Below are 13,297 nucleotides of genomic sequence, written 5' to 3' on the forward strand. Positions count from 1 at the left end.
CCGCCTTCAGTTCACCGCGCAAGGCAAGACCGCAAAAGCTAAACCGCCGGATTATCAGCTCCCGCGAGAGCTTTGCCGTCTCTGAAGCCGCCAGCCGATTGACGGGGAGCTGACAGAATCCGCCGCGCAGACAAGAAAAAAGCCGCAGAGGACTCGGCTCCCCTGCAGCTTCACATTGTATGTCTTTCGTCGATCCCGGCCTGCTACACCCGGCGCAGCTTTTTGCGCGCGGCGGCCTCACCATCATAGACCCGCTTGACGCCGTCGCCAAGCGCTTTTTCGATGTCGCGAATGTTCGAGACCAGCCGCGACATGCCGGAAATCTCCACCGACGCCGCCTGGTCGGAACCCCACATGGCGCGGTCGAGCGTCACGTGGCGCTCCACGAAGGTCGCGCCGAGCGCCACCGCCGCCCAGGTGGTGGCCAGCCCCACCTCGTGGCCCGAATAGCCGATGGGGTTGTCGGGGTAGCGCTGCTGAAGCGTGTGGATCATGCGCAGGTTCAGCTCCTCGACCGGGCAGGGATAGGTGGAGTTGGTGTGGGCGATCAGCAGATTCTCCCGGCCAAGCTCGTTGACGGCGGCATCGACCTCCTCCATCGTGGACATGCCGGTCGAAATCATCAGCGGACGACCGGTCGCCTTGGTCTTTTTCAGCAACGCGAGGTCGGTCAGCGAAGCCGACGCCGCCTTGTAGCACGGCGGGTTGAACTGCTCCATGAAATCGACCGCCTCCTCGTCCCAGCACGACGCGAACCACGCAATCCCCATCTGGCGGCAGTAGGCGTCGATTTCGGAATAGTCGTCGAAACCGAACTCCACCTTGTAACGGTAGTCCATATAGGTCATGCGCCCCCACGGCGTATCGCGCTCGATCTGACGCTGATCCATCGGCACGCACAGCTCCGGCGTCCGCTTCTGGAACTTGACGGCGTCGCAACCTGCCTGCGCCGCGCCTTCGATCAGCTTTCTGGCCACTTCGAGCGAGCCGTTATGGTTGATCCCGATCTCCGCAATCACATACACCGGATGGCCGTCGCCGACCATGCCATTTCCGATTTTCACTTCAGCCATAGATTAGACCCGACAGATATTGTTAAAGCCTGCGCTGCAAGCCTCTGATTGATAGTATTGATAAAGGGAAAAGAGTCTGGAATGCTTACAACGCTCTCTGGGCGATGAGCCACTCGGCATACTCGCGGAACGCGCCCCGCCCGCCATGCGCGGCGCACCGGTAGTGAACGCACGGTTCAACCAGATGCATACCGTCACCCGGACAGGCCACCAGACCGGATGGCGCGATGGCATTCATGATTTCGATGTCGTTCACGTCATCGCCGATATAGGCGATTTCCGACACGTCGAGGCCGGTATCCGAGAGCACCTCATTGAGCTTCGAGAGCTTGTCCTTGACGCCGAGGTACAATCTTTCGATGTGAAGCTTCTGCGCCCGCCTGACAAGACTTGGCGAAACCTCGCCGGTGATGATGCCGGTTTCGATGCCATAAGCGCGTAGCCGTTCAACGCCCATGCCGTCGCGGATGGAGTACCGCTTGAACTCTTCCCCCCGTTCCGAGTAGTAAACGCCGTTATCGGTGAACACGCCGTCGTTGTCCGAAAGAACAACCCGGATGCGCGAAGCTCTCGCTTTCTGCTCCTGCGGAGAGAGAAGAATCATGGAGTCACGGGATTTGGTGGAATATCGCTTCAGTGCAAAACACCGGCCAATATATCACTTTTCTGTAATATCCTCGACGCCCCGCCTTCGCGGCGAAGAATTCAGCCTTAAAGCATCTCCACTTCTCGCCACGCAATAGCCGGGAACAAGGCGAATGGAGCGAAAAAACCGGAGTCGCGATGCCGATCACTGTCGGAACGGAATGAGAATTTCGACCCCGACAAACCACGACAAACGCAGTTATCAACCTTCGGGAACAGACAACTCAACAAGTTATCCACATTCCACCCACACATTGCCAACCCCTTTGCCGATGGGCTATTACGAACTTCTCACAGAAAAAGCGGACGCGGAGAGCAACAAGCGAAGAACAGCGCTATCGCAATGATATAAAACAACTTAAATTAAAAGAGGAAAAGATTGTTCGCGGGTTTGTCATCCAGCAGCCAACTCCGGCTCTTTATTGTACCAAATCGTATATATCAACTTTTCAACATTATATGCTGCGCCAACCGGCACCTTGCCGATACAGATCAAAAAGGGCGACATGGCATTGCTTCCATGACGCCCCATCGGATTCGCTGGATCAAAAATCGTGCCTGCCGGAATCAGGCATACGTTTCGTTGTAGCGGTTGATCGAGTCGAGCAGAATCTGCCTGGCCGTGGCCGCGTCCTGAAAATCTTCGACCAGAACGGTTTTGTTTTCGAGCGCCTTGTACTCTTCGAAGAAGTGCTGAAGCTCCATCTTGAAGTGCTTACCGAGATCGCCAATGTCGTGGATGCCACTGACGCTCATATCGCCTTCAGCTACGGCGATGATCTTGTCGTCGCCCTCGCCGTGGTCGATCATGCGCATGACGCCGATCACCCTGGACTTCACGACGCACATCGGCACAATGGAGCACTGTGAAATGACGACGATGTCAAGCGGATCGTGGTCTTCACCGAGAGTCTTGGGGATGAATCCGTAGTTTTCCGGATACAGCACCGACGAGAAAAGCACACGGTCAAGCAGCAACATGCCGGTCTTCTTGTCCAGCTCGTACTTGGTTTTGCTGTCTTTGGAAATCTCGACAATCGCATTAACGACGTTCGGGCAATCTTCACCGATCTCGACGTGGTGCCAGGGGTTGAAATTCATGGTTGGCTGTCTGGTTTATCTCTGGATGGTGTAAATGAAAACGTTTTTCAAGATAGAATTTTTTTTCAAACCATCCAGAAAAAAGAGCGTTAAGAACAAGATCAGCCAGATCGGCCGTATCCGACTGATCCGGCCTTTTTACCCATCACTCTCGCCGCGAGAAATACTCCTTCGTCTCACTGGCGATCACCGGGCTGAGCAGCAGCAACGCCACCAGGTTCGGCACCGCCATGAGGCCATTGGCGATGTCGGCGAAGGTCCAGACCACTTGCAGCGAGGCGACCGAGCCGACCATCACCGCCGCGACCCAGAGCCAGCGATAAGGCTTGATCGCCCCGCGGCCCGCGAGATATTCGAGCGCCTTTTCCCCGTAATATGACCATCCGATGATGGTCGAAAAAACGAAGGTCAACAGGCCGAACGAGAGCACCATCGGGCCAATGTGGGGTATGTCCGAGAAAGCGGCGTTGGTCAGCTCCGCCCCTTTCAGGCCGCTCGTCCACGCGCCTGAGTTGACCACCACGATCCCTGTGGCGGCGCAAACCACCACCGTGTCCCAGAAAGTGCCGGTCGAGGAGATCAGCGCCTGGCGTACCGGATGCGAGGTCTGCGCCGCCGCCGCCACGATGGGCGCGCTGCCGAGGCCCGACTCGTTAGAAAAGAGGCCGCGCGCAATGCCGTACCGCACCGCCTCGCGCGCCCCCGCGCCTGCGAAGCCGCCGAGCGCGGCCTGGCCGGAAAAGGCCGAACTGACGATGAGGCCGATGGTGTCGCCGATAGAGTGGTGCCCTATCACCAGCAGCGCGACGCAGCCGACGAGATAGAGCGCAGCCATGAAGGGGACGAGGTACTCGCACACGCGAGCGATTGACTTGATGCCGCCGATAATCACCACGCCGGTGAACGCGGTCAGCACCGCGCCGGTCAGCCACGGCGAGACCTGATACCTGGTCTGCAACAGCGTGGCGATGGAGTTGGCCTGCACCATGTTGCCAATGCCGAACGAGGCCACGACAGTGAAAATCGCGAAAATGACGCCGAGCCACTTCATCCCCAGCCCCTTTTCGAGCACGTACATCGGCCCACCCGAAATCGTGCCATCCTCGTTGACCACGCGATACTTGACCGACAGCACCGCCTCGCCATACTTGGTGGCGATGCCAAAGACGCCGGTAAGCCACATCCAGAGCACCGCCCCCGGCCCGCCGAGAGCCACGGCAGTCGATACGCCGACGATGTTGCCCGTGCCGATGGTGGCCGCCAGCGCCGTCACTAGCGCCCCGAAATGGCTGATTTCACCGGTGCCCTCATGCGAGCGGGTAAACGAAATACGGATCGCATGAGGCAAATGCTTCTGGATAATACCCAGCCTGAACGTCAAAAACAGATGCGTCCCGAACAGCGCCACCAGAAGCGGAATACCCCAAACGACATCGGCGATTTGCGAGAGAAGAGCTTCAATTTGCAACCGAAGAGGCTCAAATTGCGCAAGAAAGCTGTCAAGTGATTGCATGATTTTTAGTTAGGATGAATGTGGATGGAAACCTGGGCGCGCGGAACCCCAGCTCCGCATCTTTTAAAATCGTCAGGAAAAAGTACGGAAATTCCCGAAGCTCTGGAACTGCCAGCTTGACAGTTCCACACACATCGTGTATATTTCAATAATATACAAAGCATCATGAATCTTTTTACAGGCATAACCGGGTTTCAATGGGATGAGGGTAATCTCGCCAAAAATCCGGAAAAACATGGCGTATCGAACTCCGAGTCGGAATCGATCTTCTTCAACCAGCCGTTGATCGTTGCCGACGACCCGAAACATTCGGAGATAGAATCAAGATGGTACGCGCTGGGTCAAACGAATGAAGGCAGAAAACTCTTTGTGGTTTTCACCGTCAGGAAAGACAAAATCAGAATTATCTCGTCGAGAGACATGAACAGAAAGGAGAAGAGTACCTATGAAAAAGCAGACAAAGACCGTTCCTGAATTCAGCAGTGAGCAGGAAGAACGCGAGTTCTGGGCTACCCATGATTCGTCTGAATATATCGACTGGAAAAAAGCGAAACCGGCCATCTTCCCGGATTTGAAACCAACAATGAAAACCATTTCGCTCCGTTTGCCGGAAACGCTGCTCAATCGCATCAAGACTCTTGCCAACGAACGTGACGTGCCGTATCAGTCTTTGATGAAAATGTACCTCAGAGAACGCATCGATAGCGAGTACGGGCTGGAAAGGAACAAACAAAAGAAAGCGAACTCCTGAAGGTCAGGATATTGGTATAATTAACATCCTCTATTTTTTCTCATCATCACCATGTCAGAACAAATAAACGAAACAGAATACACGAAGCACTTCGGATTAGACGAAAAAAAACCTGATCAGAAAAAAGCGGAAAAAGCACTTAAGTACGCTTGGGATATTCGCAAATTTGAAATCGATCTATACTGGAAAAGGTCAACACATTTCTGGACATTAATAGGCGCAATATTTGCTGGATATTTTGTGGTTTTAGGATCAGATAAAATAGAGAATAAAGATTTTTATGCTCTCATAATCAGTTGCGTTGGCCTTGTATTCTCAATAGCATGGCATCTCGCAAATTTGGGGAGTAAATTTTGGCAAGAAAATTGGGAATATCAGATTGAACTGTTGGAGGATGATTTTATCGGGCCATTATACAAGACAACGCTATCAAAGATTAAAGAGCCTTCGACAATAAAACATTTTTTCACTATCCCAATCAAATCCCACTCTTTTTCTGTCACAAAAATAAATCACATAACAAGCCTCTTTACAACAATCATTTGGCTCTTATTAGTAGCATATAGCTTAATGAGCCTGTTCTCGCCGAGCGACATTACTATATCGCATACAGTCTTATACAATCTCAGCGAACCAAACGCCACAGTATCACTCCTTACTTTCACCACAAACATTCAACAAACCGACCAAACCATATCATACTGGAGTCTTGCATTCATCATAATCATAATCACATTCATTTTCATATGCCTACTATGTCACGCAAGAACCACAAAGACAAAAAAAGAAGAAATAAATCAACCAGAAAAACCGCGAGATATTAATTCAAATATCGTAATCGCGCAAAAACGAGAAACTCGAATATCCCCTCAAGAACGATTTAACAAGTTTTAGAAAGACAACTAATTTCTGCAAAAGATATCATGAATTATACTCACAGTGATTTAATCAAATGCTAATTATTTTGACAAAAAAAATTCCCCACCAACATCAAGAGTCACAGACTTAAGCCAGAAATAACTTTATCTAACGGAACACCTGGCTGATTCTGCGACGTTTCTTTCTCTTCCCTCAAATCCCTTAAATCCTGATAATCACTCATAGCTTCTTCCAAAACCATAAACTCTTCATAGGGCAAAACGACGAACTCTTTTTTACCCTCTTTTCCTATAATTTGCGGATGAAGTTCCATAGGGGCATCGACACTATCAAATTCATGATTCTTGCCTGACTTCCCCAAAAGTACACTCTCCGCCCCGATAAAACAAGGACGCCCAGCTTTACCATCATCCTTCCCCATGCCCGATATTCTCAATAATTTCATATTTTCCGCCCTCATCACAGAGAACCGGACTTGACACATCAGACAGAGAGAAGAAACCCATGGAGTTAGCACAGGAGATCGCGCGGCGACGGACGTTCGCTATTATCAGCCACCCGGATGCGGGTAAAACCACCCTCACCGAAAAACTGCTGCTGTTCGGCGGCGCGATTCACACGGCGGGGGCGGTCAAAAGCAACAAGATCCGCAAGTCGGCGACGAGCGACTTCATGGAGATCGAGAAGCAGCGCGGCATTTCGGTGGCGACTTCGGTGATGGGCTTCGAGTATCGCGGCAAGCGCATCAACATTCTCGACACGCCGGGCCACAAGGATTTCGCCGAAGACACCTACCGTACGCTGACGGCGGTCGATAGCGTCATTCTCGTCGTCGATAGTATGAAGGGCGTCGAGGAGCAGACCGAGCGGCTGATGGAGGTGTGCCGGATGCGCCATACGCCGGTGATTATCTTTATCAACAAGATGGACCGCGAGGGGCGCGACCCGTTCGAGCTGCTCGACGAGCTGGAGGAGAAGCTCGACATCCAGACCTGCCCGATGACCTGGCCGATCAGCCAGGGCCAGAACTTCAAGGGCGTTTACAATCTGTTCGACAAATCGCTGAACCTGTTCGAGGCCAACTCGTCGCAGATCGGCCAGAAGCTGACCGACATCGAAGGGATCGACGATCCGAAACTCGCCGACTGGATCGGCACGGCCAACGCCAAAAAACTGCGCGAGGATGTGGAGCTGATCGAGGGGGTCTATGAACCCTACGAGCTGGAGATGTACCGCGAAGGGTTGCAGGCGCCAGTCTTTTTCGGCAGCGCGGTCAACAACTTCGGCGTCCACGAACTGCTCGACACCTTCATCGAGGTCGCCCCCTGCCCGCACGAGCGCGAGGCGACCGAGCGCATCGTGAGCGCCTCCGAACCGACGCTGAGTGGCTTCGTCTTCAAGATTCATGCCAACCTCGACCCGAACCACCGCGACCGCACGGCCTTCTTCAAAATCTGCTCAGGGCGCTTCGAGCGCAACAAGTTCTACCAGCACACGCGCCTCGGCAAAAAGCTCCGCTTCTCCAACCCGACGCAGTTCATGGCACAGGAGAAAAGCGTCATCGACGAAGCGTGGGCGGGCGACGTGATCGGCCTGTACGACAACGGCTCGCTCAAGATCGGCGACACGCTCACCGAGGGCGAAGCGCTGCACTTCCGGGGCATTCCGAGCTTCTCGCCGGAGATTTTCAAGGTGCTCGAAAACCGCGATCCGCTCAAAACCAAGCAGCTCGAAAAGGGCATCCGCCAGCTCACCGACGAAGGCGTAGCGCAGCTCTTCGTGCAGTACGGCACGAAGAAGATCGTCGGCACGGTCGGCGAACTCCAGTTCGACGTCATCCAGTTCCGGCTCGAACACGAGTACGGCGCGCAGTGCTCCTTCACGCCCTTGCGCTTCCACAAGGCGTTCTGGTTCACCAGCGACAACCAGGAACAGCTCGACGAATTCATGCGCCGCCGGGCCAACGTCATCGCCCGCGACAAGGAGGAGCACCCGGTCTTTTTCGCCGAAACCGAGTGGATGCTCAAAATCGCCAAAGAGGATTTCCCCGAAATCGAATTCCACACAACCTCGGAGTTCAAAACCGAAGGCGAAGAGGCCTGAAGGATGAACCGAGAGGGCGGGCGTAAAACCCGCCCCTACGAAATATTTCAAAACACCCCACCCCTCGTAGGGGCAACCCTCGCGGTTGCCCTGCCACGAACCGCCTCAACGCCACGATGAATCATTCGCCTTGCAGCCAACAACAGGGCGGGCATGAAACCCGCCCCTATGGTGGACGTTGTGGACTTCGTGGACGGAAAAGGCAAAGGAACCATTGAGGTTGGCTGTGGGTAGTACTTTATAATTGTTACCATCCACAGAAAACAGCAATGACCACCCGCACCTACTCGGTCAAGGGGATGCACTGCGCGAGTTGCGTGGCGATCATCACCAAAAAGCTTTCGGCGCTCGACCCCGTCGCCAAAGCCGAGGTCAACCTGGCGACCGAAACGGCTCGCATCGAGTTCAGCGGCGAGCCGGTGAGCGTCGAGGCGCTGAACGAGTTGCTCGGCAGGTACGGCTTTTCGCTGGTCGAAGAGGCTCCCGCGAAAGCCGCCGCGCCGGAACCCGCCGCCGACCGCCGCGCCTCAAAAAAGCAGGAGAAGCTCGACGAACTGCGTCGGCAGAAGCGGCAGGTGCAGCTCGCCCTGCCCCTTGCGCTGCTCTTTTTCGCGGTGATGCTCTGGCACACCGCCTTCGCGCTCGTTCCATCGATCCCCCACTTCCCCATCGACAGGGAAACCTGGCGCTCCGTCACGCTGCTGGTCGCGGCGTGGGTGCTGTTCCACCTCGGCCTGCCGTTCCTGCGGGGCGTCGCGAGCTTCGCGCGAACCGGCGCGGCGAGCATGGATACGCTGGTCGGCATGGGCGCGCTGGTCGCGTGGGGCTACAGCGCCTTTTCGATTCTCTTCCCGACGCTGCGAGACCGGCTCGGCCTGCCGCACGAAAGCTTTGCCGACGCGGCCATCGTGGTGATCGGCTTCGTGCTCTTCGGCAAATACCTCGAAGCCCGCTCGAAGCTCAAAACCGGCGAGGCGATCGAAAAGCTCATCGGCTTGCAGTCGAAGTCAGCCATCGTTTATGACAACGGCCAGGAGATCGAAGTACCGGTCGAAGAGGTCGTCGAGGGCACGATGCTCGCCGTCAAGCCGGGTGGACGGGTGCCGGTCGATGGCGTGATTTTTTCCGGCAGTTCGTCAATCGACGAGTCGATGATTACCGGCGAACCGGTGCCGGTGGACAAGCGCGAAGGCGACACGGTGATCGGCGGCACCATCAACAAGCAAGGCGCGTTCACCTTCACGGCCACCGGCGTCGGCGCGGAGACGATGCTCGCCCGCATCATTTCGATGGTCGAGGAGGCGCAAGGCTCGAAAGCACCGGTGCAGAACCTGGCCGACAAGGTGGCCGCCGTGTTCGTCCCGTCGGTGCTCGTCGTCGCCGTGCTGGTGTTCCTGCTCTGGCTCGCCGTCGGCACGCCCGCGCTCGGCTTTAAAAGCGCCCTCGCCTACGGCATCATGGCGATGGTCGGTATTCTGGTCATCGCCTGCCCGTGCGCGCTCGGCCTGGCCACGCCAACGGCGATCATCGTCGGCGCCGGCCTCGGCGCGCGGCATGGCATTCTCGTCCGCAACGCCGAGAGCCTCGAAACGCTGAGCAGGGTCGATACAGTGGTGTTCGACAAAACCGGCACCATCACGCGCGGCACGCCGTCGGTCACGGGCATCGAACCGTTCGGTGACAAGATGACGGACGGCGAACTGCTCGCGCTGGCCGCGGGCATCGAACAGCACTCGGAGCACCCGCTCGCGCAGGCTATCGTCAACGCCGCCAGGGTGCGGAACGTCGAACCGGTGCAGGTGACGGAGTTCAAGGCGCTCGAAGGGGTTGGCGTCGATGCACTGCTCGGCGATGAGCCGGTGCGGGTGCGTAAGCCAGGCGACAGCGAGAGCGCCCGCCCGGAAGTCGAACGGCTCCAGGAGGAGGGCAAAACGGTGGTCGTCGTCGAGCGGAACGGCAAGACGCTCGGACTCATTGCCCTCTCCGACACGCTGAAGCCCGAAGCCGCCGAAACGGTCGCTGACCTGCGACGGATGGGCAAGCGGGTGGTGATGCTCACCGGCGACAACCGCCACGCCGCAGCGTTCATCGCCCGGCAGGCGGGCATCGAGGAGGTCATCGCCGAGGTGCTGCCCGGCGATAAAGCCAATGCCATCAAGAAGTTGCAGTCCGAAGGTCGCACGGTCGCCATGACCGGCGACGGCATCAACGACGCCCCGGCGCTCACGCAAGCCGACGTCGGCATCGCGCTCGCCAGCGGCACGGAGATCGCCATCGAATCGGCGGGCATCACGCTGCTCGGCGGCGAGATCGGCAAGGTCGCCCAGGCCATCACGCTCTCGAAGAAAACGATGCGCGTCATCCGCCAGAACCTCTTCTGGGCCTTCATCTACAACCTCATCGGCATCCCCCTCGCCGCCGGAGCGCTCTTCCCGCTCTACGGCATCTTCCTGAACCCGGCCTTCTCTGGCATCGCCATGGCTGGCAGCAGCATCTCGGTCGTCACCAATTCGCTCAGACTCAGGGCGGCTAAAATTAACAGATCGTGACAGGCGACGAGTCCGAAAGATGTTGTCAATCCTTTATTCGACCCATTCGTCCCATTTGTCTTATTTGTCTTATAAGTCCCATAAGCAAGCATTACATAAACAGCCATGAACCACGAACTCAACCACTACCGCGAGTTCCTCAGAGACAACATCCGCCAACAAGTGGACTTCTCGCAGACCGACCAGAACCGTCGCATTCCGCCGCCGCCGATTGAAAAGCCGATACCGAAAGGCGCGAAGACGATCCCCCTGCCGCCGCTCGAAAAGGCGACGCTGGCGGGCGACATCGATCTCTGGTCGGCCATCGCTCAACGCGAAAGCTGCCGGTTCTACTCCGGCGAGCCGCTCACCTTCGACGAGCTGTCGCTTTTGCTCTGGGCCACGCAGGGCGTCCGGCTGAAGCTCGACGAAGGCCACGCTTTGCGGACGGTGCCGTCGGCGGGGTGCCGCCACGCTTTCGAGACGTACCTCTGCGTGCTGAACGTTGACGGGTTGGAAAAAGGCATCTACCGCTACCTGCCGCTCGAACATGCGTTGCTCTTTTCGCACGCGCCGGAGCAGCTCGAAAGCCTGATCGTCAGGGCCACGCTCGGCCAGCGCTTCACCGGCGACGCGGCGGTCACCTTCATCTGGACGGCGCTCCCCTGCCGCATGGAGTGGCGTTACGGCCTGGCCGCGCACAAGGTGATCGCGCTCGACGCGGGCCACGTCTGCCAGAACCTCTACCTCGCCTGCCAGGCCATCGGCGCGGGTACCTGCGCCATCGCCGCCTACGACCAGCCCGGAATGGATCAGCTCATCGGCGTTGACGGCGAGGATGAGTTCACCATCTACCTCGCTCCCGTGGGGAAGAGACAGAATTGATAATGGAGAATGTATAATTGATAATGAAAGAGTGTTAAGTTGTTTGAAGAAAACAACTTACGCTCATTTGTCATGATGAGGAAAAATATTCGCGCTGCTGACCCATTCGTCCTGTCCGCCCCATAAGTCCCATGCGCAAACCCCCACCCTCAGTTCCGCTGGTGCATTCCAAACGCCGCCACGCAGAGCATGAGGGTATCGGCCTGTTCGCCTGCCTCGGTATCGCCGAGAAGCTTTTTGGTCAGCAACCAGGCGAGGCGTTCGTAAACCTTTGCGGAGTCGGCAAGCTCTTCGGCAATTTCGGGATAGCCGGAGCGCTCGCCGACAATGATGCTCAGTGAGGAGTGCAGGGCGTCGTAATCCATCCGCGTTTCAAGCGGCATGTACTCGTCGGCGATCCTGTGAAGCACTTTGTAAGCCATCATGTAGCTCTCCGATTCGAGGTATCCCAATACTTTTCTGAATAACTGGTCGTTCATGGTTGTCGTGACAAGTGACGAGTAACTCGTGACGGCTACTCAGCAAAAAATACGATGCAAGATTAACGACGATGGCTGGCAAAACGATCCGCAAAGCCTTTATTTCGCTCCCAGCCGCTCGACCCATTCGAGCTGCGCGGGCAGGCAGGCGCGCTTGAGGTCGTAGTGCTGCCGGACGAACTGGCTGGCGCGCTGGCCGAGGGCTTGGCGCTTTTCCGGATCGCCGAGGAGTGCGGCTACTTGGCTCGCCAGACGGCTGGCGTCGAAAAAATCGACGAGCCATCCGGTTTCATCGTGGAGGATTGCCTCGCGTACCGGCGCGGTGTCGCTGCCGACGACGGCGCATCCGGCGCTCATCGCCTCGAGCAGGCTCCACGAAAGTACGAAAGGGTAGGTGAGATAAACGTGCACGGTCGAGAGTTGCAGGAGCTGGATGAAGCGGGGATAGGGAATCTTGCCGAGAAAGTGGATGCGACGCCACGCCTCGTCACTCATCCGGGGGCGCACTTCGTCGCTGAAGCGCTGCTTCCAGCTTTTGCCGTCCGCCGGACGCGCGCCGTAGCTCACCTCGTCGCCGCCGACGATGAGCACGCGGGCTTCAGGGCGCTGCCGGAGCAGTTCGGGCAGGGCGCGCATGAAGATGTGAAAGCCGCGATAGGGTTCGAGGTTGCGGTTCACGAAGGTGATGACTTCGTCGTTGCGGGTCAGCGCCGCGCCGCCGTGAAGCGGGAAGGTGACGGACGGGTCGGGCCTGACGAGATCGGTGTCGATGCCGTCGTGCGTCACGGTGATCTTTTGGCGGAATGGCTCCGGGAAGGTGCTCGCCTGCCACCGGGTCGGCGAAAGCCCGGCGTCGGCGATGCCAAAGTGCAGCTCGTTGTTGAGGTTTTTCATCCGGATGCGGCAGGCGTTTCCCTCCGGATCGTTCACCGGAAATTCCGGATCGAAGTCGATGTCCGCGCCGTCGGGCCGGTAAAAAAATTCGCAGTAGCTACCAAGCCTCGCGTTCGGCCAGACCTGTTTGACGAACAAGCTTTCGCCCCAACCGGGGTGGGCGACGATCACGTCGGGATTGAATCCTTCACCCTTCATCTTCAGGCAGGCGCGGAAGCAGGCTTCGCCGCGAATCGTCTTGGACTCGATGTCGGCCACCCAGGGGTGAATGCCAGGCGTGCTGCCCCGCGCGACCCGGTAGCGGACGAGCCGCACACCTTGCCAGCGAGCCGGGGAGTCCTTCCGCATGGTCATGGCACTCACTTCGTGGCCCCGCGCGACGAGGGCCGGAGCGAGATGCTTGAACTGGCCGGGAAAATTCTGATGGATGAAAAGGATACGCATGG

At 57.0% G+C, this 13,297-nt stretch carries 13 protein-coding genes; 6 read left to right on the forward strand and 7 right to left on the reverse strand.

Features of this window, described 5'->3' with window-relative positions; all coding sequences use genetic code 11:
* Window positions 1-203: 203 nt before the first annotated feature.
* The 4 genes from EST62_RS02705 to EST62_RS02720 form a co-directional block, all read right to left on the reverse strand.
* A complete protein-coding gene (locus tag EST62_RS02705; RefSeq protein ID WP_167599138.1) occupies window positions 204-1,073 on the reverse strand; it encodes an N-acetylneuraminate synthase family protein in 870 nt (289 codons plus the stop codon).
* Between the two features lie 85 nt (window positions 1,074-1,158).
* Window positions 1,159-1,677: an HAD family hydrolase gene (locus EST62_RS02710; RefSeq protein WP_129050569.1), complete on the reverse strand. Its 519-nt coding sequence runs from the start codon at window positions 1,675-1,677 to the stop codon at window positions 1,159-1,161.
* Window positions 1,678-2,285: 608 nt separating this feature from the next.
* A complete protein-coding gene (locus tag EST62_RS02715; RefSeq protein WP_167599139.1) occupies window positions 2,286-2,819 on the reverse strand; it encodes an inorganic diphosphatase in 534 nt (177 codons plus the stop codon).
* A gap of 145 nt (window positions 2,820-2,964) precedes the next feature.
* Window positions 2,965-4,287 carry a sodium:alanine symporter family protein gene (locus EST62_RS02720; protein WP_245153429.1) on the reverse strand — a complete coding sequence of 441 codons (1,323 nt, stop codon included), beginning with the start codon at window positions 4,285-4,287 and terminating at the stop codon, window positions 2,965-2,967.
* Window positions 4,288-4,497: 210 nt separating this feature from the next.
* Here EST62_RS02720 and EST62_RS02725 point away from each other — a divergent pair, with 210 nt between their 5' ends.
* From EST62_RS02725 to EST62_RS02735, 3 genes are read left to right on the forward strand one after another with little or no spacing between them, the layout of a single operon-like run.
* Window positions 4,498-4,806, forward strand: a complete 309-nt coding sequence (locus EST62_RS02725; RefSeq protein WP_129050571.1) for a BrnT family toxin — start codon at window positions 4,498-4,500, stop codon at window positions 4,804-4,806.
* The gene (locus tag EST62_RS02730) at window positions 4,778-5,083 is read left to right on the forward strand and encodes a BrnA antitoxin family protein (protein ID WP_129050572.1); all 306 of its coding nucleotides are present in this window, start codon (window positions 4,778-4,780) and stop codon (window positions 5,081-5,083) included. Before EST62_RS02725 ends, EST62_RS02730 begins: the two co-directional genes overlap by 29 nt.
* A 51-nt stretch (window positions 5,084-5,134) precedes the next feature.
* Window positions 5,135-5,977 carry a hypothetical protein gene (locus EST62_RS02735; protein ID WP_129050573.1) on the forward strand — a complete coding sequence of 281 codons (843 nt, stop codon included), beginning with the start codon at window positions 5,135-5,137 and terminating at the stop codon, window positions 5,975-5,977.
* Window positions 5,978-6,080: 103 nt separating this feature from the next.
* Here the strand turns inward: EST62_RS02735 and EST62_RS13730 are convergent, their stop codons facing one another.
* Window positions 6,081-6,407, reverse strand: a complete 327-nt coding sequence (locus tag EST62_RS13730; protein ID WP_245153431.1) for a hypothetical protein — start codon at window positions 6,405-6,407, stop codon at window positions 6,081-6,083.
* 59 nt (window positions 6,408-6,466) lie between these two features.
* Between EST62_RS13730 and EST62_RS02745 the strand changes: the two genes are divergently transcribed.
* From EST62_RS02745 to EST62_RS02755, 3 genes are all read left to right on the forward strand, one after another.
* Window positions 6,467-8,065 (forward strand): peptide chain release factor 3, encoded by a 1,599-nt coding sequence (locus EST62_RS02745; protein WP_129050574.1) that lies wholly within the window; start codon window positions 6,467-6,469, stop codon window positions 8,063-8,065.
* A gap of 269 nt (window positions 8,066-8,334) precedes the next feature.
* Window positions 8,335-10,614: a cation-translocating P-type ATPase gene (locus EST62_RS02750; RefSeq protein ID WP_129050575.1), complete on the forward strand. Its 2,280-nt coding sequence runs from the start codon at window positions 8,335-8,337 to the stop codon at window positions 10,612-10,614.
* Between the two features lie 105 nt (window positions 10,615-10,719).
* The gene (locus EST62_RS02755) at window positions 10,720-11,478 is read left to right on the forward strand and encodes a SagB/ThcOx family dehydrogenase (RefSeq protein ID WP_129050576.1); all 759 of its coding nucleotides are present in this window, start codon (window positions 10,720-10,722) and stop codon (window positions 11,476-11,478) included.
* 149 nt (window positions 11,479-11,627) lie between these two features.
* Here EST62_RS02755 and EST62_RS02760 read toward each other — a convergent pair whose 3' ends face one another.
* Together EST62_RS02760 and EST62_RS02765 are read right to left on the reverse strand one after the other, a co-directional pair.
* Window positions 11,628-11,957 carry a hypothetical protein gene (locus tag EST62_RS02760; protein WP_129050577.1) on the reverse strand — a complete coding sequence of 110 codons (330 nt, stop codon included), beginning with the start codon at window positions 11,955-11,957 and terminating at the stop codon, window positions 11,628-11,630.
* Window positions 11,958-12,056: 99 nt separating this feature from the next.
* Window positions 12,057-13,295, reverse strand: coding sequence for a glycosyltransferase family 4 protein (locus EST62_RS02765; protein WP_129050578.1), 1,239 nt, complete (start codon window positions 13,293-13,295; stop codon window positions 12,057-12,059).
* Window positions 13,296-13,297: the final 2 nt, after the last annotated feature.

Source organism: Chlorobaculum sp. 24CR (genome assembly GCF_004118635.1).
Classification (GTDB): domain Bacteria; phylum Bacteroidota; class Chlorobiia; order Chlorobiales; family Chlorobiaceae; genus Chlorobaculum.

Excerpts from the sequence above, each read along its gene's own strand:
- EST62_RS02705 (WP_167599138.1), bottom strand. The coding sequence starts at position 1,073 with ATGGCTGAAGTGAAAATCGGAAATGGCATGGTCGGCGACGGCCATCCG.
- EST62_RS02710 (WP_129050569.1), bottom strand. The coding sequence starts at position 1,677 with ATGATTCTTCTCTCTCCGCAGGAGCAGAAAGCGAGAGCTTCGCGCATC.
- EST62_RS02715 (WP_167599139.1), bottom strand. The coding sequence starts at position 2,819 with ATGAATTTCAACCCCTGGCACCACGTCGAGATCGGTGAAGATTGCCCG.
- EST62_RS02725 (WP_129050571.1), top strand. The coding sequence starts at position 4,498 with ATGAATCTTTTTACAGGCATAACCGGGTTTCAATGGGATGAGGGTAAT.
- EST62_RS02730 (WP_129050572.1), top strand. The coding sequence starts at position 4,778 with ATGAAAAAGCAGACAAAGACCGTTCCTGAATTCAGCAGTGAGCAGGAA.
- EST62_RS02735 (WP_129050573.1), top strand. The coding sequence starts at position 5,135 with ATGTCAGAACAAATAAACGAAACAGAATACACGAAGCACTTCGGATTA.
- EST62_RS13730 (WP_245153431.1), bottom strand. The coding sequence starts at position 6,407 with ATGAAATTATTGAGAATATCGGGCATGGGGAAGGATGATGGTAAAGCT.
- EST62_RS02745 (WP_129050574.1), top strand. The coding sequence starts at position 6,467 with ATGGAGTTAGCACAGGAGATCGCGCGGCGACGGACGTTCGCTATTATC.
- EST62_RS02750 (WP_129050575.1), top strand. The coding sequence starts at position 8,335 with ATGACCACCCGCACCTACTCGGTCAAGGGGATGCACTGCGCGAGTTGC.
- EST62_RS02755 (WP_129050576.1), top strand. The coding sequence starts at position 10,720 with ATGAACCACGAACTCAACCACTACCGCGAGTTCCTCAGAGACAACATC.
- EST62_RS02760 (WP_129050577.1), bottom strand. The coding sequence starts at position 11,957 with ATGAACGACCAGTTATTCAGAAAAGTATTGGGATACCTCGAATCGGAG.
- EST62_RS02765 (WP_129050578.1), bottom strand. The coding sequence starts at position 13,295 with ATGCGTATCCTTTTCATCCATCAGAATTTTCCCGGCCAGTTCAAGCAT.